The organism is Enterobacter sp. RHBSTW-00175, from assembly GCF_013927005.1.
Lineage (GTDB): Bacteria > Pseudomonadota > Gammaproteobacteria > Enterobacterales > Enterobacteriaceae > Enterobacter.
In genome coordinates this window covers 4,533,112-4,555,539 of sequence record NZ_CP055930.1, presented here as the reverse complement: position 1 = coordinate 4,555,539, position 22,428 = coordinate 4,533,112, and the positions used below count along the sequence as shown (strand labels likewise).

Sequence of the window (22,428 nt, the reverse complement as noted above, 5' to 3'; positions counted from 1 at the left end):
AATGCCATAATTCCTTTTCTGGCCCAGAAATAAACCGTTATCAGGCCAGGCATAAAAAATAAATAAAGGGATGAATGATGAAAGGCAAAATGAAAACGATGGCCTTAGCCATGCTGTGTGCGACGAGTCTGAGTACCTTCGCCGCCACGGATAACACGCCAAAAGAAGCGTACGACGATATTACACACTCTCTGGCTGACCTCCAGCCCATCACGTTTCAGGCTCCTGCTGAAAAGTACAAGCTGCTGGTGTTTATTGATAACCAGTGCGTCTACTGTAGCAATGTGGTGAAAAACGTTAAGCAATATACGGATGCCGGTTTGACGATGTCGTTTGTGACCGTCGCCCCCGACTCTATTCGTGATTCTGTGATTGAAGACATGGGGCGCGTCTGGTGTTCCGCCGATAAGGTGAAAAGTCTGCAAAAAGCGATGACCGGTTTTTTACCCGATAACGACTCGACTCCGGCCTGTTCTGCGCTGGTCGAGCGGCAATCCGCTCTGGCCGAAAGACTGGGTATCCGCATCACGCCAATTATGGTGGTGATCGAACCTGAATCACGTTCAATCGTAGGCAGCCAGCCACCCGCGGCCATCCTTGCCGCCCTGAAGAAATAGCCCCGCAGTGTACGAACAGGCGCGTGCTGCCTTGTTCGTACACCTTGTACCTGCCTTTGTACATTACGTTACACGCCGATACCAATCACTCACGGAAACCTCGGGTTTACAGGGATATAGTTCTTTCAACGGCCCCGCAGTGGGGTTAAATGAAAAGCCAAATTCGAGGGTATGAGAATGAATAAAGTATTAGCTCTGGTTGTTGCCGCTGCTATGGGTCTGTCTTCTGCTGCATTTGCTGCTGAAACTACTGCAACTCCTGCACCAGCTGCTGCTCCAGCTGCAACTACCACCGCAGCGCCAGCAAAAGCGGTTCACCACAAGAAACATCATAAAGCAGCTGTGAAAAAAGAAGCAGCAGCTCCGGCAACCGCAGCGCCAACTGAACAGAAAGCGCAGGCTGCTAAAAAACACCACAAAAAAGCCGCTAAGCCAGCTGTAGAGCAGAAAGCTCAGGCTGCTAAAAAGCACCACAAAAAAGCCGCTAAACCAGCTGTAGAGCAGAAAGCTCAGGCTGCTAAAAAGCACCACAAGAAAGCCGCTAAACCGGCTGTAGAGCAGAAAGCTCAGGCTGCTAAAAAGCACCACAAAAAAGCAGTAAAACACGAAGCTGCTAAACCAGCTGCACAGCCAGCTGCGTAAGAGTACAAGCTTAACCGTGCCCTTCGGGGCACGTTGGTAAACCGGCGCTGAACCGGAAAGGTACAGCGCCGTTTTTTTATCCGGAGGGCGTATGCTGCGACGCTATCGGTTTGAGCTCATTCTTATTCTGCTTATTTTATGCGCGCTCATCGCAAGCCACTTTTATCTTTCCTGAATGTAGCACGCTGATTTTACTCCCACTTTAACGCCGTCCCGTCTATAGTATTTTCATAGGGTTCACTTTTAATAATCATAATTACCCCCACCAGAGTGTGATATGCGTAAATCTGTAGTGTTGTTACTGGGAACGTTTACTCTTTTTTCTGGCTTTTCACATGCGGATGATGGTGGCGATGACACCATGAGCGCCAAAGATGTAAAGACGCTTTTTTTTGGTCATGACGATCGTACGCGTGTTACCAACCCTACTCAGCCCCCGTGGGATGCTATTGGCCAGCTGGAAACCGCCAGCGGCAACTTATGTACTGCCACCTTAATTACCCCTCAGCTTGCACTGACCGCAGGCCACTGCCTGTTAACACCGCCAAACGGCAAACCGGATAAAGCCGTTGCGTTGCGCTTTGTGTCGCAAAAAGGGGTGTGGCGATATGAGATCCACGGAATTGAAGGCCGGGTCGACCCGTCGCTGGGCAAACGCCTGAAACCGGATGGTGATGGATGGATTGTGCCGCCAGCTGCGGCGTCCTGGGATTTTGGTCTGGTGGTGTTACGTTACCCGCCGTCAGGCATTACGCCACTGCCGCTGTTTGACGGTGACAAAGCCGCACTGACTGCCGCGCTGAAGGCCGCTGACCGCAAAGTGACACAATCGGGTTACCCGGTTGATCACCTGGATTCGCTTTACACCCATGCAGATTGTATTGTCACGGGCTGGGCGCAAAACAGCGTGTTGTCACATCAGTGCGATACCTTACCGGGTGATAGCGGTTCGCCGCTGATGCTGAAAACAGACAACGGCTGGCAGCTGATTGGCGTTCAAAGCTCTGCGCCTGCCGCTAAAGACAGATGGCGTGCCGATAACCGCGCGTTGTCCGTTACCGGTTTTCGCGACAGACTCGAAGCGCTGGCGCAGCAGTAGGTCAGCACTGTCTGACCTGACGTAACTCAATAATTGCCTCAATCGGCATCGGCTGGCTGAACCAGAATCCCTGCAACTGATCGCAGCCTGCCAGCCGTAAGAGTTTCATCTGTTTTTCGTTTTCCACCCCTTCCGCCACCACTGCCATCCCCAGCGCGTTAGCGATGCGCACCGTGCCACTCACCAGCGCGGCGGCCTGTTCGTCGTTATCCACCAGCCCGGCCAGCGATTTGTCTATTTTGATGGTGTCGAAATTGAATCGGCGCAGATAGCCGATGCTTGAATAGCCCGTGCCAAAATCATCCAGCGCAACCGCCGTACCCAGCGCTTTCAGGTTAACTATCGCTGAACGTGCACGCTCCGGGTTTTCCAGAACATAGGTTTCCGTCACTTCAAGCTGGAGTCTGTTCGCCGGGAAATGGGTGATATCCAGCACGTTGGCGACCTTATCTTCAAACTCAGGGTCGCGGAACTGCGCCGGAGAGATATTAACGGATAGTTTTAAATCACCAAAAGGCTCCAGATCGCTACAGGCCCGGTGCAGGACAAACTGACCGAGCTTATAAATCAGGCCACTGGTTTCAGCAATTGTAATAAAGGTGTCCGGGCCAAGTTCCCCTTCCGGGCGGCGCGGCCAGCGTACAAGTGCTTCGACGCTGGTCATTTTCTGGCTACGCGCATCAATAATCGGCTGATACCAGACCTCAAACTCATCACGTTCAAGACCGCTACGAATCTGGTTTTCAAGTGCCAGCTGCCGTTCCCGCACGCTGTTGAGCTCTGCATCGTAGTGTGTAACCCGCCCTTTTCCGGTCATTTTGGCGTGATACATGGCAATATCGGCCCGACGGAACAGCTCAGAGCTGGTGCACTCAATTAAGGTTCCACTGGCAATTCCGATGCTGGCGCTGATATGAATCGTGCGCTCCCCCAGGCGAATCGGGCTATTGAGGAAGTCGAGCACCGCCCCGGCAAAGGCTGACGCCTGCGCCTCCGAGCGATCGCCACCTATGGTCATGGCAAACTCATCACCCCCCATACGCGCCAGCATCCCGCCAGGCGGGACCCGTTCACGCAGTGTTTTTGCAATGGCGATGATTAAGTCGTCACCGACGCTGTGGCCATAGATATCGTTCACATCCTTAAAGCCATCAAGATCGATGAATACCACGCTTTTCACGTCAATATCGCCGCGCAGGCTGACCTTATCCAGCGCTTCTATCAACGCGCGTCGGTTGGGTAAGTGGCTTAGCCAGTCCGTTCGCGCCACCAGCCGGGCCTGACTTTCCCCCCTGGCAAGCTTATACAGCCCCACGCTACTCACAAGAATAAACAGCAAGATCAGGGCAGCCGCCAGGACCACGATTTGCGTGATGTCTGACGAGGCCGCTATCGCCGCCTGCGCCCCCGGAAGACGCGCCTGCCAGTTGAGATAGCCCAGAAGCTCCCCGGCCGAACTGTTGAGCGGCATACTCATATCGTTGATCTTATTGGGCGTATAATTGAGACGGTCTATCTGAAACGTGGCACCCAGATCGGACAAAATCTGGGAATTAAGATGGCGGGTAATGACCAGATAACGGCGCGTATCGCCGCTAATCTGGAGCGGCCCTACCATCGGGCGAACAAGCCCGATACCAATAAACGCCACGCCGTTACGTGTGCGGGTGATCCCGGCGTAAATATTCTTGTCTTTGGCTAATGCGCTGCTGTGCTTATCAATCAACGCTTTCAGGCCTGAACCAAAAAACGAAAGATTCTTTTCCGTAAAAGGTTGGCTCTGAAATGATCCCCACAGCACATTGAAATGTTCATCCAGTACAAATGTACCATCGTAAAGATTATTGATTTTAAAACCAGCGCCCCAGGTTTTATACAGCCATTCGGTATCCAGTTTAGGGCTATAAAGCTCACGTACGGCGTCGTCCCAGACGGCATTATCAATCACCAGCGAAGAGACACGATTAACAGATGTCTGGATCGCCCCCTGAACCGATAGCGCGGTGCGGTGTTCATCAATTTCATTGGTTTTGGTACTGATAAGATGAAGAGACAGGTAAAGCAACGCGATAACAGACACAATTAAGCCGATCCCCGCCATGAATATCATGACGAACAGCGTTTTTGCCGTGGGGATATTGCGCCAGCTTAAGGTGAGATACATCGGCCATCCTCTTCAAAGTTATGCTTTTCTAAGAGTAATACAGGCAACGGATTTCGCTGCCTGTAAAAACTGGCTGTATTCGTGTCAGGCGAGTTTTATCATCACCATACCTAATAACAATAGCACCAGCCCTATCCAGCCTTTGTTATTTAAACGCTGGCCGAAAAGGATCCAGCCAGCGGCAAGCGTTGCGGCGATACCAAATCCGCCCCACAACGCATAGGCCACTGACAAATCGATACCTTTTACCGCCTGCGACAGCGCACTGAACGCGCCCAGCACAGCGGCAATGGACATCAGGCCGTAAAATTTACGGCGAAAACCATCGGAGAACTTCAGAAAGACGTTGGCCGCAATTTCCAGCACAATGGCGAACGCCAGCCAGGCCGCGTGGATCCATTCAAACTGCTGCATGGGTCTTCTCCTTCAGCTGTTTTGTCGGTTTACGTGTACCCGATTTAATCAGCACAATCCCGGCAACCAGGGTCGTCAGTCCGGCAATTTTCATGGTTGATAATGCTTCGTCAAATAACATGACGCTGAACAGCGTAATCAACAAAATACCGACACCTTCCCACAATGCATAGGCCACACCCAGCGCAATTTTCTTTACCGCAAAGGACAGGAAAATATAGGAAAGTGAAATCATCACCAGCATTAAAATAAAGCCAGTGTTGCCATCACTGACACTTGCCCATTTCATAGACAAGGTGCCGGTAATTTCAGCGACGATAGCCAGAGCTAATAAAATCCAGTAAAACATGTTCTTCTCCTGCTTGAGAATATAATCCATCGTGGCTCGCCTCAGACGGCAAACCAAAAAAATATGAAATTAAATCAGATAGCTAAGCGCATAGCGCCAGCTCAGGCAGAAGACGTGACTATAGCGCGGTGCGCCAGTGTTGCTCACCAGACAGAAGGCAGAAGGAGGTAGAAAATACAGCGGTGTTTTTTGAAATGTACGTCCTGAACAAATTGTCCATAAAATCACAATTATCCGCGATCTTGCTTCTCGTCTTTGCGGATGAAAATTGTCCTCGGTAGTTGAACACGCCTGATTTGTACCATAAGCCAGGAATTTACTCAAAGTCTTTTCAATTCTTTACCCACCCTGTTTGACCTCGGTTAGTTTATTGAAACGGCATTCGCATCTATTATAAATAAAAGAATTATTTCAGGAATCTCCATGGCTAAACCCATCATTACCCTGAACGGGCTTAAAATTGTCATCATGCTGGGCATGTTGGTGATCATTCTGACGGGCGTCCGTTTTGCGGCGGACATCATTGTGCCCTTTATTCTCGCGCTTTTTATTGCCGTGATACTCAACCCGCTGGTTCAGCGCATGGTCCGTCTCCGCATACCTCGCGTGCTGGCCATTACGCTTCTGATTGGCATCATCATTGTCGCCATGGTGCTGTTGGTGGCGTATCTGGGAACCTCCCTGAACGAGCTGGCACGTACGCTGCCTAAATATCGTTCATCGCTGGTGATCCCGCTGCTGCAAATTGAGCCCTGGCTGCAACGTGCGGGTATTGAGGTGTCGGTTGAGGAGCTGCTGAAGTATATCGATCCCAATGCTGCCATGACCCTTGTCACCAGCCTGCTGGCACAGCTTTCGAATGCTATGACGTCTATTTTCCTGCTGTTTTTAACGGTGGTCTTCATGCTGCTTGAAGTGCCGCAACTGCCGGCAAAGCTGCAACAGATAATGACTCGTCCTGTGGAAGGCATGGGTGCGATTCAACGCGCGCTGGATAGCGTTTCGCGCTATCTGGTGCTGAAAACAGCCATTAGCCTGGTCACGGGGCTGGTTGTCTGGGGGATGCTCGTCGCGCTGGATGTCCGTTTTGCGTTCGTATGGGGGCTGCTGGCCTTTGCGCTTAACTATATTCCCAATATCGGCTCGGTGCTGGCGGCTATTCCGCCCATCCTTCAGGTGCTGGTCTTCAGCGGGTTTTACGATGCACTCATTTTACTGGCGGCCTATCTGGTGATTAACCTGGTCTTCGGCAACATCCTGGAGCCGCGAATGATGGGACGCGGGCTTGGGCTTTCCACTCTGGTGGTGTTTTTGTCCCTGATTTTCTGGGGCTGGCTGCTCGGCCCGGTCGGTATGTTGCTTTCCGTGCCGCTGACCATCATTGTGAAAATTGGTCTGGAGCAAACGGCGGGTGGGCAAAGCATCGCCATTTTGCTCAGCGACATGAGCCATAAGTAAGTGTGGCCCCTGCCTGTCAGGGGCTTACAGGTTCATATCCAGCAGCGGCTTACTGACTCTCCCGGCCTGGCGGTAGTACTGTAACGCCGCCTGCCACTGTGTCAGCGGATAAACCGTGACGTTTCTGTACTGGCTTGCACACAGCATCGGCCAGATGTGCCGGAATTCCGTCTGCCACGCCGCCACGCTCAGCGCATCCAGGTAATTGCGAATATGGAACCACTCCACACGTGGAAAGGCCCGTTGCTGCCGGAACGTTTGCCCGCTAAGCAGGCCATAACAGACAAATATTCCTTCTTCGGGCATCAGGCTCAGAAGGGTTTCTGCCAGGCTGCCGCCCGTGGCATCGTACACCACGTCCGCACGCGCGGCGACGGCGGTCACCATCGCCGTATTACCTTGATCTATCGGGATAATGCCCATCGCAGCCAGCCGTTCGCCATGAACAGGCGAGCGGTGAATTCCGTATACCTCTTTAGCCCCGGCACTGCGCGCCCACTGCCCGAGCAAAATAGCGCAATCCGAACCTGCGGCCGTTAGCAGCACCCGTTTCCCCTGCGGCGGATAGAGGTTTAGCATCATCCTGGCGGCCAGCGGGTTAATGTATGCCCGCGCGGCAAGGTGCGAGTGAACCTCTTCCGGCACCGGGATCGCATATTCCGCCGGACAATCAACATACTGCTGCCAGGTGCCTTGCCCCCGCAGCGGCAGCACGCGCTTGCCCAGAAGATGCGCGAACGCAGCGGGCGCTTCTGTCACCTCTCCCACCCCTTCATAACCCGCTACAGCCGGTAATGGCGTGCGGTGACGATAGGCACCGGTAATGGGGATAAGATCGGAGGCATTGACCGGGGAATAGCGCATACGCACCCGCAGCGCCCCCGGTTTTAGCACGCCAGGTACAGTGATTTCAGGTTGCAGGACGGACGCAGGTTCGCCAAAACGGCGATACCAGAGAGCGAGGTTATTCATGACTTTCTCACCGAACAGAATCAGACCGGCTGATACGCCGCCAGAAGCTGCGTCAGCAAATGCACACCCTTTAGTGCGCCCCTTTTATACCAGCCTGAGATAGGCTTTTACCGCTTCGCTGGGTTCTTTTTCCCGGCTGATAATCACCAGATTGGCGGTTAAATCCGGCTCATTCAGCCGACGATAGACCAGCCCTGGAATATGTACCTGTTGCAACGGGGCCGGGATTAACGCCAGACCCAGCCCGGTAGCCGCCATCGCCAGAATACTCAGCGTACTGCCGGAGCGGTAGGCAATATGACACTGCTCCCCAAGCCGTTGCGTCAGCATGATAAACAGATGTTCATGGGTATCGTGCGCGTCATATAAAACAAGAGGTTGCCCGGCAAGCATCTCTATCGTTAAGTCTGCATACTGTGCGAGAGGACTTTCCTCAGTCAGTGCGACCAGGATTTCCCAGTCGCCAATGCGCCTGACGGCAATGTCCGGCCCTGCGATATTGCTGTGCGCCGGGGTATAACCAATGTCCAGATGCCCGGCAAGAATGGCATCGACCTGCTCCTGCGGGCCAACTTCCTGAATCATCAGCTCTGCATCAGGAAAGCGTTGATGAAATAGACGCAGGTCCGCTATCAACTTCCCGCTAAAGATAGCATTACCGGCAAACCCTACCCTGACCCGCCCCGTTTCCCCACGCATGGCGCGCTCAACGGTGAGCCGGGTATGTTCTGCCTGCTCAAGCGTTCGTCTGGCTTCAGTGAGTAACAGCACGCCCGCCTCGGTAAGCTCAACCCGGCGGCTGGTGCGAATAAAAAGAGCGCCCCCCAGCTCGGTTTCAAGGGCCTTTATCTGCATACTCAACGCGGGTTGCACAATGTTGAGTCGTTCCGCGGCGCGGCCAAAATGCCCCTCTTCAGCGACGGCCAGAAAATAGCGCAGGTGACGTAATTCCATACTGAACCCCATCAATAACTAAAATTGATTGATCGGTAATATCTATATATTTCATTTTAGCTTTATCAGACGGCAAACTGAACCCCGTCAAACAACAGGAGCAACGACCATGCGTAATCAACAAAATGACCGCCAGCAACTTAATGACCTGATGAACGGCTGGATGCACCGGGATCTGGGCGAATGGGAGCAGCTAAATGAATTGTTCCATCCCGACGGCACGATTGAAATCACCTGGTTTGAAGGGCTGGGAAGCGATTTTGTGAAGGGTTCAATGCGTATGGGCACATCGGATTTACGGACCAAGCACCTTATCGCCTCTCCCGCGGTGACCTTTAATGCTAACGGAGATAAAGCCATCCTTGAAACGAATGCCATCATCATCGCGGAAAACGTAAAGCTGAATATCGGCTGTGAATGCCACAATCGTTTTTATGATCTGGCGGAAAAAAGAGAAGGTGTCTGGAAGCTGTTCCGCCGTCAGAGTATTTATGACATGGGTACGTTTACCTTCCCGCTGGGCCCGGTTGAAATTGATCGGCGTACTGCCGAAAAGTACCCCCGGGAATATGCAGCACTGGCGTATTTACTGGAACAGAGCGGATTCCCACTCGGGCGCGTATTTGCCACCAGGGGCAGCGAACTGGAAACAAAAATGAAAGCGGATGCGCAACGCTGGCTGTCAGCCTGAGTGTTTTACGCCCTGTCGCCTGCGGGGATTAACACCGGTAACGGGTTAATCTCCTTTGAATGGCTTATCCGTCAAATGACTTCCGCCCCCGCCGCCAATACCACCGTTGAACCCGCCACCGCCCTGAGCGAAACTACCATGCTCGGATGGGAAAAAATCGCTCGGCGAAGCTGCCGTCATCGCTTTATCGATGAGATCTGACAACACAGCACGTTGCTGTGCTTCAGATACATCGGTATTCGCGCTGTCCTGGGCAGTTTTAGTCCCGGAGTCCGGATGAATCAGAGGATTACTTGACATAATAACCGCAGCCGAGATTAACAAGGGTACAACGACGGTCGAGTTATACCAGTTCACGATAACCGCCACCATGCCTTCTGAATGGGAGGGCACGGTCTTATTCGCGTTAAAGTTCTTAACATCATCTCCTTGCGTACACCCGGCGAAGGACAACCGTGGATATAACGTCAGAAACAGACAGGAGAACGATGATAGTAAAAAGCATCGGCGGTTCATGTTCATGATGGCATCCTCACTTTACATTCCCCATATAGGGTGTTGCAGTCACACCATATAACTGATTAAGGCCTGCCGTTGTCACCAGTGAAGATATTGCCGCACGCTCTGGGGTATAACTGGTATTTACTTTATCTATTGGCACATTCGATAATATCTTGTCCAGCATTTCCTGGATATCATTATAGTTTTTCCGTTGACCATCAAACTCAGTGCTAATACGGCCATCAAACTCATACTTATAAAGTGCTGATACTACTGACATCCTGTAGGCTGCTTTTATTTTTGCCAGTCTGATCCAAATATTTAAATCGTAATCATTACGGATAAAATTGGCCATCACCATACTTTTCCCTGACCTTAGCATTGGAACAACCGGTAATGACTCCAACTTATTGATAGTGTTTTATGTTCAGATAATGCCCGATGACTTTGTCATGCAGCTCCACCGATTTTGAGAACGACAGCGACTTCCGTCCCAGCCGTGCCAGGTGCTGCCTCAGATTCAGGTTATGCCGCTCAATTCGCTGCGTATATCGCTTGCTGATTACGTGCAGCTTTCCCTTCAGGCGGGATTCATACAGCGGCCAGCCATCCGTCATCCATATCACCACGTCAAAGGGTGACAGCAGGCTCATAAGACGCCCCAGCGTCGCCATAGTGCGTTCACCGAATACGTGCGCAACAACCGTCTTCCGGAGCCTGTCATACGCGTAAAACAGCCAGCGCTGGCGCGATTTAGCCCCGACGTATCCCCACTGTTCGTCCATTTCCGCGCAGACGATGACGTCACTGCCCGGCTGTATGCGCGAGGTTACCGACTGCGGCCTGAGTTTTTTAAATGGCGGAAAATCGTGTTGAGGCCAACGCCCATAATGCGGGCGGTTGCCCGGCATCCAACGCCATTCATGGCCATATCAATGATTTTCTGGTGCGTACCGGGTTGAGAAGCGGTGTAAGTGAACTGCAGTTGCCATGTTTTACGGCAGTGAGAGCAGAGATAGCGCTGATGTCCGGCGGTGCTTTTGCCGTTACGCACCACCCCGTCAGTAGCTGAACAGGAGGGACAGCTGATAGAAACAGAAGCCACTGGAGCACCTCAAAAACACCATCATACACTAAATCAGTAAGTTGGCAGCATCACCGGAACAACCTGAGTAATAAAAGTTTTTTCCGAGAACGGACACGTCAGGCTAAATATAAATATCCCACTGTTTTTATTCACACTCCCGACGGGAATAGCACAACTGTTCTCCAGGTCGTTATGAGACAGTTTTCGCCCCACACCTGACGTCAAATTAACGGTTGAGAAGTCACTAACCTTAAACTGTTTCGGATGCGCTGAAATATCCATGTATGACCTCAGAAAGAGAGTGGCACATAATAAAAATAACCACATCCGTGCAAAACGGCATGATATAAAAGTATGAGTTAAAATGAATTACGGGCATTCTCCCCCTACCGTGCCACCGGCAAATCCGCATACTTTGTCGTATAAGACGGGGACAGCATCTCACGCTTCATCGACCAGGCTTTCTCGATCCCCTGCCCGGCAAACCAGACTTTCCCTTTCCCGGAATGATTTAACCTGTCTATCGCCTCCATCAATGCCATGCTATTGGCACGCGGGCGGTTGTCATCGAACAAATTAAGCTGTGCGACACCGCAGCTGAAAAAGTCGGCCAGCATCACTCCCGCTTTCATATAGCGATACCCATCGAGCCATATCCGCTCTAATGCTTGCGTAGCGGCACGGATGATATCACGTGAGTCATTGCTCGGCGTCAGCAGGGTGACGGAAGCCTGATTGCCGTAATACACCTCATTATCCGCATGAGGGCTGGTCCGCAGAAATACGCTGATGAAGCGACAATACTGGCGCTCGCCACGCAGTTTTTCCGCTGCGCGTTCGGCGTAAGCGCAAATCGCCTGATGCATCTCAACGTATTGCGTAATGCGGTGCCCAAAAGAACGGCTACAGATGATTTGCTGCTTCGTGGGGGTAAATTCCTCCAGGCTAAGGCAACGCTCGCCGCGAAGTTCACGAACCGTGCGCTCCAGAACCACGTTGAAATGTTTCCTGATGACCCACGAAGAGCAGTCGGCCAGCTCAAGCGCCGTGGTTATGCCCATCGCATTTAGCTTTTTGGTGATCCGCCGCCCAACACCCCATACCTCTTCCACCGGCACTGCGGCCAGCAGTTTGCGCTGACGATCGCGGTCTGACAAATCAACAACACCGCCCGTACTGCGCCATTTCTTCGCCGCATAGTTCGCAAGCTTTGCCAGCGTTTTCGTCTGCGCAATCCCCACGCCCACCGTCAGCCCGGTATTTTTCAGTACCTGGTTGCGCATCTGGTGCCCGAAAATATCCAGTGGCATACAGCTGTCGATGCCCGAGACATTCACGAACGCCTCATCAATGGAATAGATCTCTATCGCCGGGGAAAGATCGGTTAACGTCTGCATGACGCGGCTGCTGAGATCGGCATTTATGTGGAATAGAAAATCTACAAAAATTATTAACGTGTTTAGTAGCCACAATGAGAGAAAAATGGACATCCAAATGCAAATTGGTTCAGTTGATGAGCCATGGTCGTCAGTTATATCGTAATCCACATGAAGCAGACCAAATAACTACCATTCTCAGCAACCGGGTAAGGAAGTTGAACGAGAAGCCACAGCAGGACCAGACCATGTAAGCCAGTAGCGGGGGATGGAGTAAATTGTGAGTAAAAGGCTGTGGCATAAATTTCCCAAATGCTAATGAAGATTATAACGCAAAAGGAAAACAATGAGAAAATTCGTCTTTAGCAATACACTTTTTTTGGACAGTTTAAATCCGTCTAAATTCAGAAAGAATATTTTTCAATTACTGGTAAACGATTTGGAGAGTCAGGAATGAATTGTAAACCAGCAAAGTTATGCCGTTATAAACCCATGAATTTATCATTGATATTCAAAAAACTGTCTTCTTGATTCATCATCCTCAAGGTACTCAAAAGAAAGAAGGCGAATTGTAGTACGTTTATAAAACCACTCGCAATCGCTTCGTTTAATAATATCGCCAAGTTTGAAACATATCCCGGATGCCACCCGAATAATCGCATATTTACCATTACTAAACCTGACCCGGTGAATACAGAAGGGTTGACCGACCTGCCCGTGACAGCTGTTTGACAGGATATGTCCTTCAATAAAAACAGATTTTTTAGATTTCATTATCATACCCTCGACAACTGCAGTACAGGAGAAATGTTGTCATTTCCCGACATCACTGACGTTAAGTGGCAGAAGCTGATCAGCCGCCGATACACCAGCATTCTGAAGGTCTGAACAACAGTCCGCAGGCAGGGCGCTCAAGAACCGCATCTTTTCTTAGTTTACCTGCTTTCTGATCGGCTCTGTGTGCGCATACCGGGCAGGCAACATGAACCGGTCTTTCTTTAAAATACCTGAGCCCATTTGTATAAGACATAAATAATTCTCTGAGGAATACAGTAATTATTATACGCTTTAATATAAAAATAACTGGCATAAGTTATGTTAAGTTGTGTCTGAATCAGCATATCAGATATTGAAAATTGAACGTCTGATTTATGGTACACTACCCTTCCGTGAGAAATTTAAGATGAAATCAGAAGACACCCTTGACTGGTATCCGGCACAACTACCGCCTGTGAAAATTATTCTTGGCGAAGCCGTGCTGGCTGTGGGTAAACAGGGTCGACCGATTAATACCCGCACCTTGCTGGAATACCTTCAGGTCATGCAGGACAAACAAAAAAGGCGGGATGACAAAATCGCCATGCAGACTGCGATTGATGTTCTCAGGGATAATCAGCGCATTAACGGCAGACGTTAATGCACTTCCGGGATCAGTGTCAGTTCTGAATGATCTCAACCGTATGGTTTTGTCCATCATCCTTCAGCGGTATTCTGTCATCAGGGAGGAGAACACCATCCAGTGTCACGCGATATTCTGCATCGCCACGTGAGACACTAATCTGATAATGGCTTTCGCCATATTGATAGGCCATAGAAAAAGACGGCCACTCATCCGGTAACCGAGCATGAACACTAAAGTCAGTACCGGAACGTTTTATCCCCAGTAATTCCTCGGTAAGTAAACGCCAGGCCCAGCCTGCGGAACCGGTATACCAGCTCCATCCTGCACGTCCGGTATGGGGAGCGACGCTGTAGACATCAGCACTCATGACATAAGGCTCAGCTTTATAAATTCCGACCGAGTCCGTATTCAGGGTATGATTTATAGGGTTGAGCATTGACCAGAGTTGCCAGGCACGTTCGGCATTCCCCATTCGGGCAAATGCCATCACTGCCCAGATGGCGCCATGAGTATACTGCCCTCCGTTTTCCCGCACACCGGGCAGGTACCCCTGTATGTAACCCGGATTTGGACCGTGCCCATCGAAAGGAGGCGTTAACAGTTTAATCAGTCCCCCTTCGTTATCCACAAGGTGCTTATCCAGCGCCTGCATGGCCTTTGCGCACCGCCCCGGGCTCGCGGCCCCGGACAATACAGACCAGCTTTGCGCAATCGCATCAATCCGGCAGTCCTGTGAGACTTTCGACCCCAGGGGAGTTCCATCGTCAAAATACCCGCGCCGGTACCATTCACCATCCCAGGCGTGGGCTTCGAGATTGCTTTGCAGGCGCAGAGCCTGTGAACGGCACATCGCGGCGACGCTTTCATCCAGCCTGCGCTCCGCCAGCGCTGCAAACCGCTGCAAAATGTCGTACAGGAAGAAGCCCAGCCAGACGCTTTCACCTTTGCCTTCGATACCCACCCGGTTCATCCCGTCATTCCAGTCACCAGCCCCCATCAGCGGCAGGCCATGCTCCCCGAAGCGAAGTCCATAGTGAATAGCTTTGACGCAGTGTAACCAGAGTGTCTCTTCGGTGCCGCTGATGACCGGCGTGTCATAGACAGACTCTTCACCAGGCTGAAGCGAGCGTCCCTCCAGATAAGGAATGCGTATTTCCAGTGCATCCATATCCCCCGTCGTTTCAACATAGTGGCAAACGGCAAGCGGCAGCCAAAGATAGTCATCGGAACAGCGGGTACGCACACCGTTGCCGTGTGGCGGGTGCCACCAGTGCTGCACATCCCCCTCGATAAACTGCCGTGATGCACAGAGTATTATCTGTTCACGCATCCGGTTCGGAGCAGCATGGCTCAGTGCCAGCGTATCCTGCAGCTGATCGCGAAAACCAAATGCACCGCCAGACTGATAGTAGCCACTCCGGGCCATAAGACGACAGGTTACCGTCTGATACAACAGCCAGCCATTAACCAGTAAATTTACGGACGTGTCGGGGGTGTTAACTACGATTTTATCGAGCACATTGTGCCAGTGATTATGAATCCGGTTCAGCTCCTGGCGGACCGTATCCTCGTTCATGTAGCGGGCCAGCGTCTCCTGAGCACAAACATCATTCTCCTCTGCGCCGAGGATAAAAATAAACGTCCTCTGGTCCCCGTCAATTAATGTAACCGCCGATTGCACCGCTCCGCAGGGATCCAGACCGGCCCCCGTCTTACCAGAAAGCTTTTGCAGTTTCATGGCCGACGGGGCGTGAAGGGAACCATTACGGCCAATAAACTCCCGGCGGTCCCCCGTCAGCGAACAGTTATTACCACTGACGGCAAAAAATGCAGTCCGGCCACCACCGTTGTCACCATAAAAGTTGTTCGCCAGCACCCCGCAGCCGCCAGGCGTTCTGGCCGCATGTGTCACAATGTGAGGGGCTGAGCGAGTTCGGGATTCTCCGAGCGTCCACTCCACATAGCCAGTTACGGAAAGTTTACGTGTCCGTCCCGAAGAGTTACTGAGCGTCAGGAACACCAGTTTAACCGGATCCTCTTCGGCAACCAGGACCGTCAACTCGCTGTCTATACCACTTTCACAATGGGCAAAAACGCTGTAACCAAAACCATGGCGGGTCAGGTAATCACCGCGTCCGCGAACAGGCAAAGCCGTCGGTGACCAGCACTCACCGCTCTCTTCATCGCGCAGATAAAACACCTCGCCGCTGCGATCGCTCACCGGATCGTTCTCCCACGGTGTCAACCGGTATTCATGTGCATTCTCATACCAGGAGTATGCCTGTCCAGCCTCGGAAATCACACTGCCAAAACGGGAATTTGCAAGTACGTTTGACCAGGGAACCGGTGTCTGTGCATTTTCCCGCAGGACAATCTGATACTCCCGACCATCCTGAGAAAATCCACCGTACCCATTGAAATGATATAACTGACTGATATCGGGGCTCCAGTCCGTATGTTGATTACGCTCGCGCACAGCTCGCGGAATGAAGGCTCTGGCCGACGATTTCAGGGTATGAATACGCTGGTTAAGCTGCTCATTAATACCCCCTGCGCGGTCATCAAGATAAAGACAGGCCACGCTCATCAAAAGCAACTTATCCTCAGTGGAGAGATGCTCGCCATTACGGACAAAAAGCCCGCCCCTTTTGTCCAGCAGATTGGCTTCAGACCCGGCATAAATTAACTCCATAATCTGATTTTGTAATCCCTGCTGGTAGCTGCCGGGGCTGTTATTCAGGATAACCAAATCAACATCCAGCCCTTTCTGTCTCCAGTAACGGTGTGCCTGAATCAGTGTGGTAACGTAGGTGATGCTTTCCTCGCTAGTAATACTGAGCAGCACTATCGGCAGATCACCTGAAATTGCCCAACCCCACAGACCAGACTGACCACGCCGGTTGCGGCTGATCACCAGGCCTTCGGCGCGCAGCTCCTGAACAGGGTAAAACACAGCGCTGGCGAGGCGATTAAACAAAGTCGCATCATCTTCACTGGCGTTCATCTGGCGTAATACCGCCAGACTGTGAGACCAGGCCAGTTCAAAAATGCGATCAGCGATAGGATAATCGCGATATTTTTCCAGCAACGCCAGGCTCTGCTGGCGGCTCTCGTTGATGCCATAAATGATATCAATCGTGACCGGCTGCCCCGGCTGCAGAATGATGGTATGGCGTATTGCCAGAATCGGATCCAGCACTGACCCCGACGTGTTGCTGAGCGCCCCTCCAGCCTCTATTGCCAGGGCATTCGCAGGATTTCTGCCACGACCAAGAAATTTTGCCCTGTCCGTTTCAAACGAGACGTTATGGCGGTTATCGCCATGCACCACCATCATGTGAAACAGGCAAGGACTCGGTTCATCCGGGGAGCGTGGGCGCCGGTGGCAAAGAATAGCGTCACGCTCAGGATCCAGCTCAGTCTGAATAAACAAATTACTAAAAGCCGGGTGTGCCAAATCACTGGCATCAGGTGCCAGTACCACTTCGGCATAGGTTGTCAGTTCCAGAGTGCGGGGCTGGCGCCCACGATGAATCAGTGTGAGACGTCGCAGTTCAATGTCATCCTCCGGGGAGATGACAATCTGCGTTTTGACGCTGAGTCCCCCGAAGGTACGTCGGAATTCAGCGCTCGCATCGGTGAATATTATTTCCTCGTCGTGATCGCTGCTGTTGCCTGTCGGCTGCCAGGTATTGCTCCACACGTCGCCCGTCTGCAAATCGCGGATATAGCAGAATGCTCCCCAGTTATCGCAGGTGGTATCACTGCGCCAGCGCGTAAGAGCAATATTATTCCAGCGACTGTAACCGCCACCGCCTGCGGTCAACATAAGGTGATAATGGCTGTTGGATAGTAGTTGAATATCCGGTGCTGGCGTGTCAACGCCATAGAAAATTCTGGGTTCATAGCGAACGGGTTTGACCCTGCCCTCATGAGATTCAAAATGACGACGCGGACTGTACAGATCGACTGCATCCGGCACACGCTCCTGTAACAGCAGGCTCGCTGACCGGAAGACTGTACTGGACATGAATCGTTCAGTCATGGGGGCGTCAAGCAGCACATGAGCCAGTGCCTGAAATGCCATCCCCTGGTGATGCGCCATCCAAGACTGTACCACCGCATAGAGCTGACCGGTTGCAAGCCGTGAGGGGGTATAGTCCAGTGCTTCATAAAAACCGTATTCGCCATGTGCGCCATTTTTTTGCAGCCTGAACAGGTTCTCACAGGCCTTCTGTGGGGAGACCATCAGAGCCAGCACGGTTGCGTAAGGGGCGACAACCATGTCATCGGCAAGCCCCCTGCGCAGACCGAGACCCGGCACGCCAAAAGCCTGATACTGATAATTATGCTGAACATCAAAAGCATGATATCCAGACTCTGAAACTCCCCATGGAACCCCACGTTCTTTTCCCCAGTGAATCTGCCGCATAACCGCCGACTGACTCATTTCATCGAGCAGACTTCCGGGCCTGATAGGCATTACCAGATTCGGCATCAGGTATTCAAACATAGACCCGCTCCATGACATAAGGGCAGTTTCATTATCAATAGTGGTAAACAGTCGCCCCAGCGCGTACCAGCTTTTAAGAGGTAGCTGATTAGTCGCAATGGCGAGAAAACTGGTCAGGCGGATTTCAGATGGCAGGAGATCATAATGGCTCTTGTCAGGCGTATTTGTGTCACAGTTATAACCGACACTGAGCAGGCTGGTTGCTTCGTTGTACAGAAAAGCGAAATCCATCCGGGCGTGCTCATCCAGCCGCTGTTCAAGCTCAGTGATAATATTGAGTCGCATCCGGGCCTGCTCCGTCGCGGACGCCGGAGGTGTTCCTTTACAGGTAAATGTCGCACGGGCAAGCTCGCTTAGAGTCGGCAGCGTCTGTTCGTTCCAGGATGCAGCTAACCAGCCAAGCAGCAGCGACCACTCATCGCAAAGCTGTACCAGTTGATGCTCAAGATGCCCTGCCCAGCGCAACTGAAGGGGAGATCCCTGATGACATTGCGTGGTCAGATGGTTGCATTGAGTGCGCATGTTTTTCAGTTCGCTGAAAAACGCCTGCGGAGAGAGCGATACTGCGCTCAGGCAGTGTTTGCGCAGCAGTCGCAGGCTGTCAGGGGGGTACTGACCCCAATGTTTTTCCAGAATCTCCAGCGTATCATTCAGTCCGGCTAGTACTTGATGCATGTTTAAAACAGGCTGATAACGCATAGCAGACAGCCCTTCACGCAGGGTCAACAAATGCCCCGCCATATTGCCACTGTCGACGCTGGAGACATAACGTGGACTTAGGGGGGACAGCGTAAGGGTGTCATACCAGTTGAAGAGATGGCCCCGGTAGTGTTCCATTTTATCCATCGTGTCGAGCGTGAGTGATACACGCCGGAGCACCTCTCCGCCGGGAAGGTAGCCAAAGTCCCAGGCAGTCAGGTTTGCCATAAGGGAAAGGCCAATATTGGTAGGAGAAGTACGATGGGCCACCGTTGGTTGCGGTATTTCCTGGTAGTTATCTGGCGGAAGCCAGTTTTCTTTTTCTGTGGCAAAGGTTTCAAAAAATGCCCAGATTTCGCGGCTTGTCTGGCGTAACAGCTGTTTTTGTTCCTGATTTGGCGAAAACACCTTACGCACGGGCTGGCGACTCAGCCAGCTCATCAGCAGCGGTGCCAGACACCATAACAAACCGATCGGCAACGCAATCCCCAGCAATTGTGGTGCAAATTGTCCAGTCAATAGTGTCAGCGCCACGCCACCTGCAACATTCAGCCACATCACCTGATAAAAACGCGCAACAGTGGGTATGGCCTGATTACTGTCCTGGCTGTGGCTGACCCACTGGCTGAGGTGATGCCTGCTGACCCCCAGTCGCCATAGCGTCACAGCAATCGCCTTCAGCGAATATCCTGCTTCGTGTGGCAGTATCGCAAAATTAAGGCCGATACCTGACAAACGCTTCAGCGCGCCCGCCCCCACCAGTAACAGATGCGGCTTCAGGCGTCGACGCAGAGGTTTATGCAGAAGATCATGGGCAATGCAGAGGATAGCTGGCAACAGCCATATCAGCGACAGTACGCCCAGCCAGTAAACCGGATTGGGTACCCCAAGCAGGGTGTAGAACAGCAGTATCAGTAAAGAGGGGGCAACCAGACTGCGTCGCAGATTATCAAGTAATTTCCAGTAAGAAAGCGCGGTCAGCGGATTCTTACTCCGCGTTCCATCGGCTTTTCTGACGCGTGGTTTCAGCCAGTTAAGCAGTTGCCAGTCGCCCCGGATCCAGCGTGAACGGCGTGCTACATCCGACAGATAATTATTAGGGTACTGTTCGTAGAGTAACACTTCACTCAGCAGCCCCGAACGTGCATAGCATCCTTCGAGAAGATCATGGCTGAGAACCAGATTTTCCGGGCAGGTGTTGGCAGTGGCCTGCATAAAAATATCAACATCATAAATCCCTTTACCCACGAACGATCCTTCCCCAAAGAGATCCTGATAGATATCCGAAGACATCATCGAATAGGGATTATTGCCCGGTATGCTGCTGCGCAGGGCTGCATAACGCCCTTGACCGTTGCGTGGTATCTCTTCCGCGAGACCGGGTTGCAGAATGCCGAATCCTTTGACAACCCTCTGGCGTATCGGATCATACTCTGGTGTATTCAGTGGATGAGCCATCGTCGCGACGAGTTTGTGTGCCGTATCGCGCGGCAGCACCGTATCACTGTCCAGGGTGATGACGTATTTAATGTGACCCGGTAAAAGGTGGGCAGGCATGTCTGCAACGCTGACGAATTGTCTCCCCGGATAGCGCAACCAGCTGTTCAGTAACGCCAGTTTTCCCCGCTTGCGTTCATAGCCCATCCACGTTCCTTCTGCGGGATTCCATTCAGGCTGGCGGTGTAGCAAATAAAAACGCGGGCGGCTGGAGGGGTAGCGGCGATTCAGCGCCTGTGTATCGGCGATCGCCTGTCTGAGCAGCATGTTACTTTCCGGCGAGGGTTCATTTTCAGAATCAGCGAAATCAGTGAGCAGCGCGAACCTGAGATTTTCATTTTCATTCCCCAGCCAGCAGACTTCAAGACTGGTGAGGAGCTGGCTGAAACTTACATGGCTGGTCAGCATACAGGGGATGACTAACATAGTGGCGCTGTCAGCGGGAATGCCGGTTGAAAAATCCATCCCCGGCAAGGGGCGAGGAACGCGAAAACGGGTAGTTGCGTCACTGAGTAGATCACTCATTAACTGAGTTAAAGCGATAATCAGAGGCAATATCACCGCGATCAACAGCCAGTCTGCGCCCTGCATGGCTGTTTCGTGCAATATTGCCGCGGTCGTTGCGGTGGTCAACAACGCCAAGCTTCCAAGCCATGACAACAGAGTTATTCTGTTGAAACTGTGCCTCAGGCGTATCAGCCTTGATGTGTCTGCCAACAGATGAGTTTCCAGCTCCTGTCGACCTTCGCCCGCGAGATAATAACCAACATGATATTCCGGTGTGTCGGGAGCATTTTTCTCTGAAAGCGCCAGCACCCTGTCAGCAACCTCAGGCTCACTGAGACCACTGTCCCTGGCCAGAATCTCAACAACATGCCGGTAATGATCCCGGGTATTGAAGTGCATCCGAGGATAGATACCAACAGGATCATTGCGTAATACCTGTTCGACGACACTTATTGTTTCGGCAAAATCAGCCCAGTCCGTTTCACTCAGTAATCGCAGACCCATGATGCTGTTACTGACGGATAGCTGACTTGCGGCAAGCTGTTGATTGAAGCTATGTATGAGAACTTCGGTGGTGATCCCCTGTTCCCGTAGACACTGATCAACCCAGGTCAGAGGTAACGACAATGCGTTGCCATGCCCCTGCAGGCGGCGCACCAGTTCTGCAACAAACGCACTGGTTAACGGAGGTCGGGAGCGCGCCATATCGGCAACCACCATGATTAAATCACCAGATGCACTCTCTGCACATTCGAAAATCTTTGTTATCCACGTATCAGCCAGATTTCTGTCCTGCTGCGCTTTTATGACTTCCATGCTGATACGACGAAGATTTTCAATCAGCGCCAGGCGCATCATTCCCGGTAACGCCCAGACTTCACCTAATGTCAGGGGTGTCACCTGTTGATAGGCTGTGAGATAGCTGGTCAGGCTGGCAGCATCCCAGCGGCCATCACCGTGAGCAATGGCCTCTGATGCAATATGGTAAATTCGTGTGCAATTCAGCGGTGACATCAGCGACGGGAGACCTTTACCAAAGCTTTTCGGCAAGTGCTGACGGACAGTGCGGATTTGTTCCTCAATCAGATAATAATTGTCCAGCAACCACTCCCCTGCGGGCATGATACTGGTCTTTTTACCCGCGTTAAGCTCATAGCAGTTTTGGGTGATGACGGCCTCATTATCACTGAGTCTTTTCAGTAAGTAATAAGGAAGTTTATCCGGCGATAATTTATGGGTCCGTGCCAGCTTCTGACCGAAGCGTTCCATCTGGGCGGTCGAAAAGAGTTCTGACCGCAGATTGCTTTCAGCCGCAGGATCGTTCGCTGAAAACGTAACATTTTCGGCAGTATTCATCGTAATACGGGAGCGGCTAAACCACGCTCTGGGGTTCATTTTCATAGCATTGCTCTGATGCAACGTTTGCGCGCAGGAGCAGTTGCGAAATCAGTTCAGAAACATTCTCTCGGGATGGGCGTAAATCATC

At 51.9% G+C, this 22,428-nt stretch carries 18 protein-coding genes; 6 read left to right on the top strand and 12 right to left on the bottom strand.

Going from position 1 to position 22,428, the window contains the following annotated elements:
• Positions 1 to 74: 74 nt before the first annotated feature.
• From HV107_RS22015 to HV107_RS22005, 3 genes are all read left to right on the top strand, one after another.
• A complete protein-coding gene (locus tag HV107_RS22015; protein ID WP_182060833.1) occupies positions 75 to 617 on the top strand; it encodes a thioredoxin fold domain-containing protein in 543 nt (180 codons plus the stop codon).
• 177 nt (positions 618 to 794) lie between these two features.
• On the top strand, positions 795 to 1,259 hold the full coding sequence (gene asr, locus HV107_RS22010) for an acid resistance repetitive basic protein Asr (protein ID WP_014070043.1): 465 nt from the start codon (positions 795 to 797) through the stop codon (positions 1,257 to 1,259).
• Positions 1,260 to 1,536: 277 nt separating this feature from the next.
• Positions 1,537 to 2,358, top strand: a complete 822-nt coding sequence (locus HV107_RS22005; protein WP_182060832.1) for a serine protease — start codon at positions 1,537 to 1,539, stop codon at positions 2,356 to 2,358.
• A 1-nt stretch (position 2,359) separates the two neighbouring features.
• Here HV107_RS22005 and HV107_RS22000 read toward each other — a convergent pair whose 3' ends face one another.
• The 3 genes from HV107_RS22000 to mdtJ all read right to left on the bottom strand — a co-directional run bounded on the left by HV107_RS22000 (position 2,360) and on the right by mdtJ (position 5,285).
• A complete protein-coding gene (locus tag HV107_RS22000; RefSeq protein WP_182060831.1) occupies positions 2,360 to 4,522 on the bottom strand; it encodes an EAL domain-containing protein in 2,163 nt (720 codons plus the stop codon).
• An 84-nt stretch (positions 4,523 to 4,606) separates the two neighbouring features.
• Positions 4,607 to 4,936: a multidrug/spermidine efflux SMR transporter subunit MdtI gene (gene mdtI, locus HV107_RS21995; RefSeq protein ID WP_182060830.1), complete on the bottom strand. Its 330-nt coding sequence runs from the start codon at positions 4,934 to 4,936 to the stop codon at positions 4,607 to 4,609.
• Positions 4,923 to 5,285, bottom strand: a complete 363-nt coding sequence (gene mdtJ / locus HV107_RS21990) for a multidrug/spermidine efflux SMR transporter subunit MdtJ (protein ID WP_166716786.1) — start codon at positions 5,283 to 5,285, stop codon at positions 4,923 to 4,925. The genes mdtI and mdtJ overlap by 14 nt, the downstream gene beginning before the upstream one ends.
• Positions 5,286 to 5,708: 423 nt before the next feature.
• On the opposite strand from mdtJ, the gene HV107_RS21985 reads away from it, so the two are divergent.
• Complete coding sequence (locus tag HV107_RS21985) at positions 5,709 to 6,743, top strand: AI-2E family transporter (protein ID WP_182060829.1); 1,035 nt, start codon at positions 5,709 to 5,711, stop codon at positions 6,741 to 6,743.
• 24 nt (positions 6,744 to 6,767) lie between these two features.
• Here HV107_RS21985 and HV107_RS21980 read toward each other — a convergent pair whose 3' ends face one another.
• Positions 6,768 to 7,715, bottom strand: coding sequence for a zinc-dependent alcohol dehydrogenase family protein (locus tag HV107_RS21980; protein ID WP_182060828.1), 948 nt, complete (start codon positions 7,713 to 7,715; stop codon positions 6,768 to 6,770).
• Between the two features lie 84 nt (positions 7,716 to 7,799).
• A complete protein-coding gene (locus HV107_RS21975) occupies positions 7,800 to 8,669 on the bottom strand; it encodes a LysR substrate-binding domain-containing protein (RefSeq protein ID WP_182060827.1) in 870 nt (289 codons plus the stop codon).
• Between the two features lie 109 nt (positions 8,670 to 8,778).
• Here HV107_RS21975 and HV107_RS21970 point away from each other — a divergent pair, with 109 nt between their 5' ends.
• The gene (locus HV107_RS21970) at positions 8,779 to 9,360 is read left to right on the top strand and encodes a nuclear transport factor 2 family protein (protein ID WP_182060826.1); all 582 of its coding nucleotides are present in this window, start codon (positions 8,779 to 8,781) and stop codon (positions 9,358 to 9,360) included.
• Positions 9,361 to 9,405: 45 nt separating this feature from the next.
• Here the strand turns inward: HV107_RS21970 and HV107_RS21965 are convergent, their stop codons facing one another.
• The 6 genes from HV107_RS21965 to HV107_RS27545 all read right to left on the bottom strand — a co-directional run bounded on the left by HV107_RS21965 (position 9,406) and on the right by HV107_RS27545 (position 13,354).
• On the bottom strand, positions 9,406 to 9,882 hold the full coding sequence (locus HV107_RS21965; protein ID WP_182060825.1) for a hypothetical protein: 477 nt from the start codon (positions 9,880 to 9,882) through the stop codon (positions 9,406 to 9,408).
• A gap of 10 nt (positions 9,883 to 9,892) precedes the next feature.
• Entirely contained in the window at positions 9,893 to 10,222 is a 330-nt protein-coding gene (locus HV107_RS21960; protein ID WP_182060824.1) for a hypothetical protein, read from the bottom strand.
• 46 nt (positions 10,223 to 10,268) lie between these two features.
• A protein-coding gene (locus HV107_RS21955) for an IS1-like element IS1B family transposase (protein ID WP_095033700.1) occupies positions 10,269 to 10,966 on the bottom strand; the annotation gives its coding sequence in 2 pieces (ribosomal slippage) (positions 10,269 to 10,717 and positions 10,717 to 10,966; 699 coding nt in all).
• A gap of 368 nt (positions 10,967 to 11,334) precedes the next feature.
• The gene (gene umuC, locus HV107_RS21950; protein ID WP_259349655.1) at positions 11,335 to 12,438 is read right to left on the bottom strand and encodes a translesion error-prone DNA polymerase V subunit UmuC; all 1,104 of its coding nucleotides are present in this window, start codon (positions 12,436 to 12,438) and stop codon (positions 11,335 to 11,337) included.
• Positions 12,439 to 12,825: 387 nt separating this feature from the next.
• On the bottom strand, positions 12,826 to 13,098 hold the full coding sequence (locus HV107_RS21945) for a hypothetical protein (RefSeq protein WP_182060823.1): 273 nt from the start codon (positions 13,096 to 13,098) through the stop codon (positions 12,826 to 12,828).
• 79 nt (positions 13,099 to 13,177) lie between these two features.
• The gene (locus tag HV107_RS27545) at positions 13,178 to 13,354 is read right to left on the bottom strand and encodes a YnfU family zinc-binding protein (RefSeq protein ID WP_220458417.1); all 177 of its coding nucleotides are present in this window, start codon (positions 13,352 to 13,354) and stop codon (positions 13,178 to 13,180) included.
• 153 nt (positions 13,355 to 13,507) lie between these two features.
• Between HV107_RS27545 and HV107_RS21940 the strand changes: the two genes are divergently transcribed.
• Positions 13,508 to 13,741, top strand: a complete 234-nt coding sequence (locus HV107_RS21940) for a hypothetical protein (RefSeq protein ID WP_004132711.1) — start codon at positions 13,508 to 13,510, stop codon at positions 13,739 to 13,741.
• Positions 13,742 to 13,760: 19 nt separating this feature from the next.
• Here the strand turns inward: HV107_RS21940 and HV107_RS21935 are convergent, their stop codons facing one another.
• Positions 13,761 to 22,343 (bottom strand): glycoside hydrolase family 94 protein, encoded by an 8,583-nt coding sequence (locus HV107_RS21935; RefSeq protein ID WP_182060822.1) that lies wholly within the window; start codon positions 22,341 to 22,343, stop codon positions 13,761 to 13,763.
• Positions 22,344 to 22,428 lie beyond the last annotated feature (85 nt).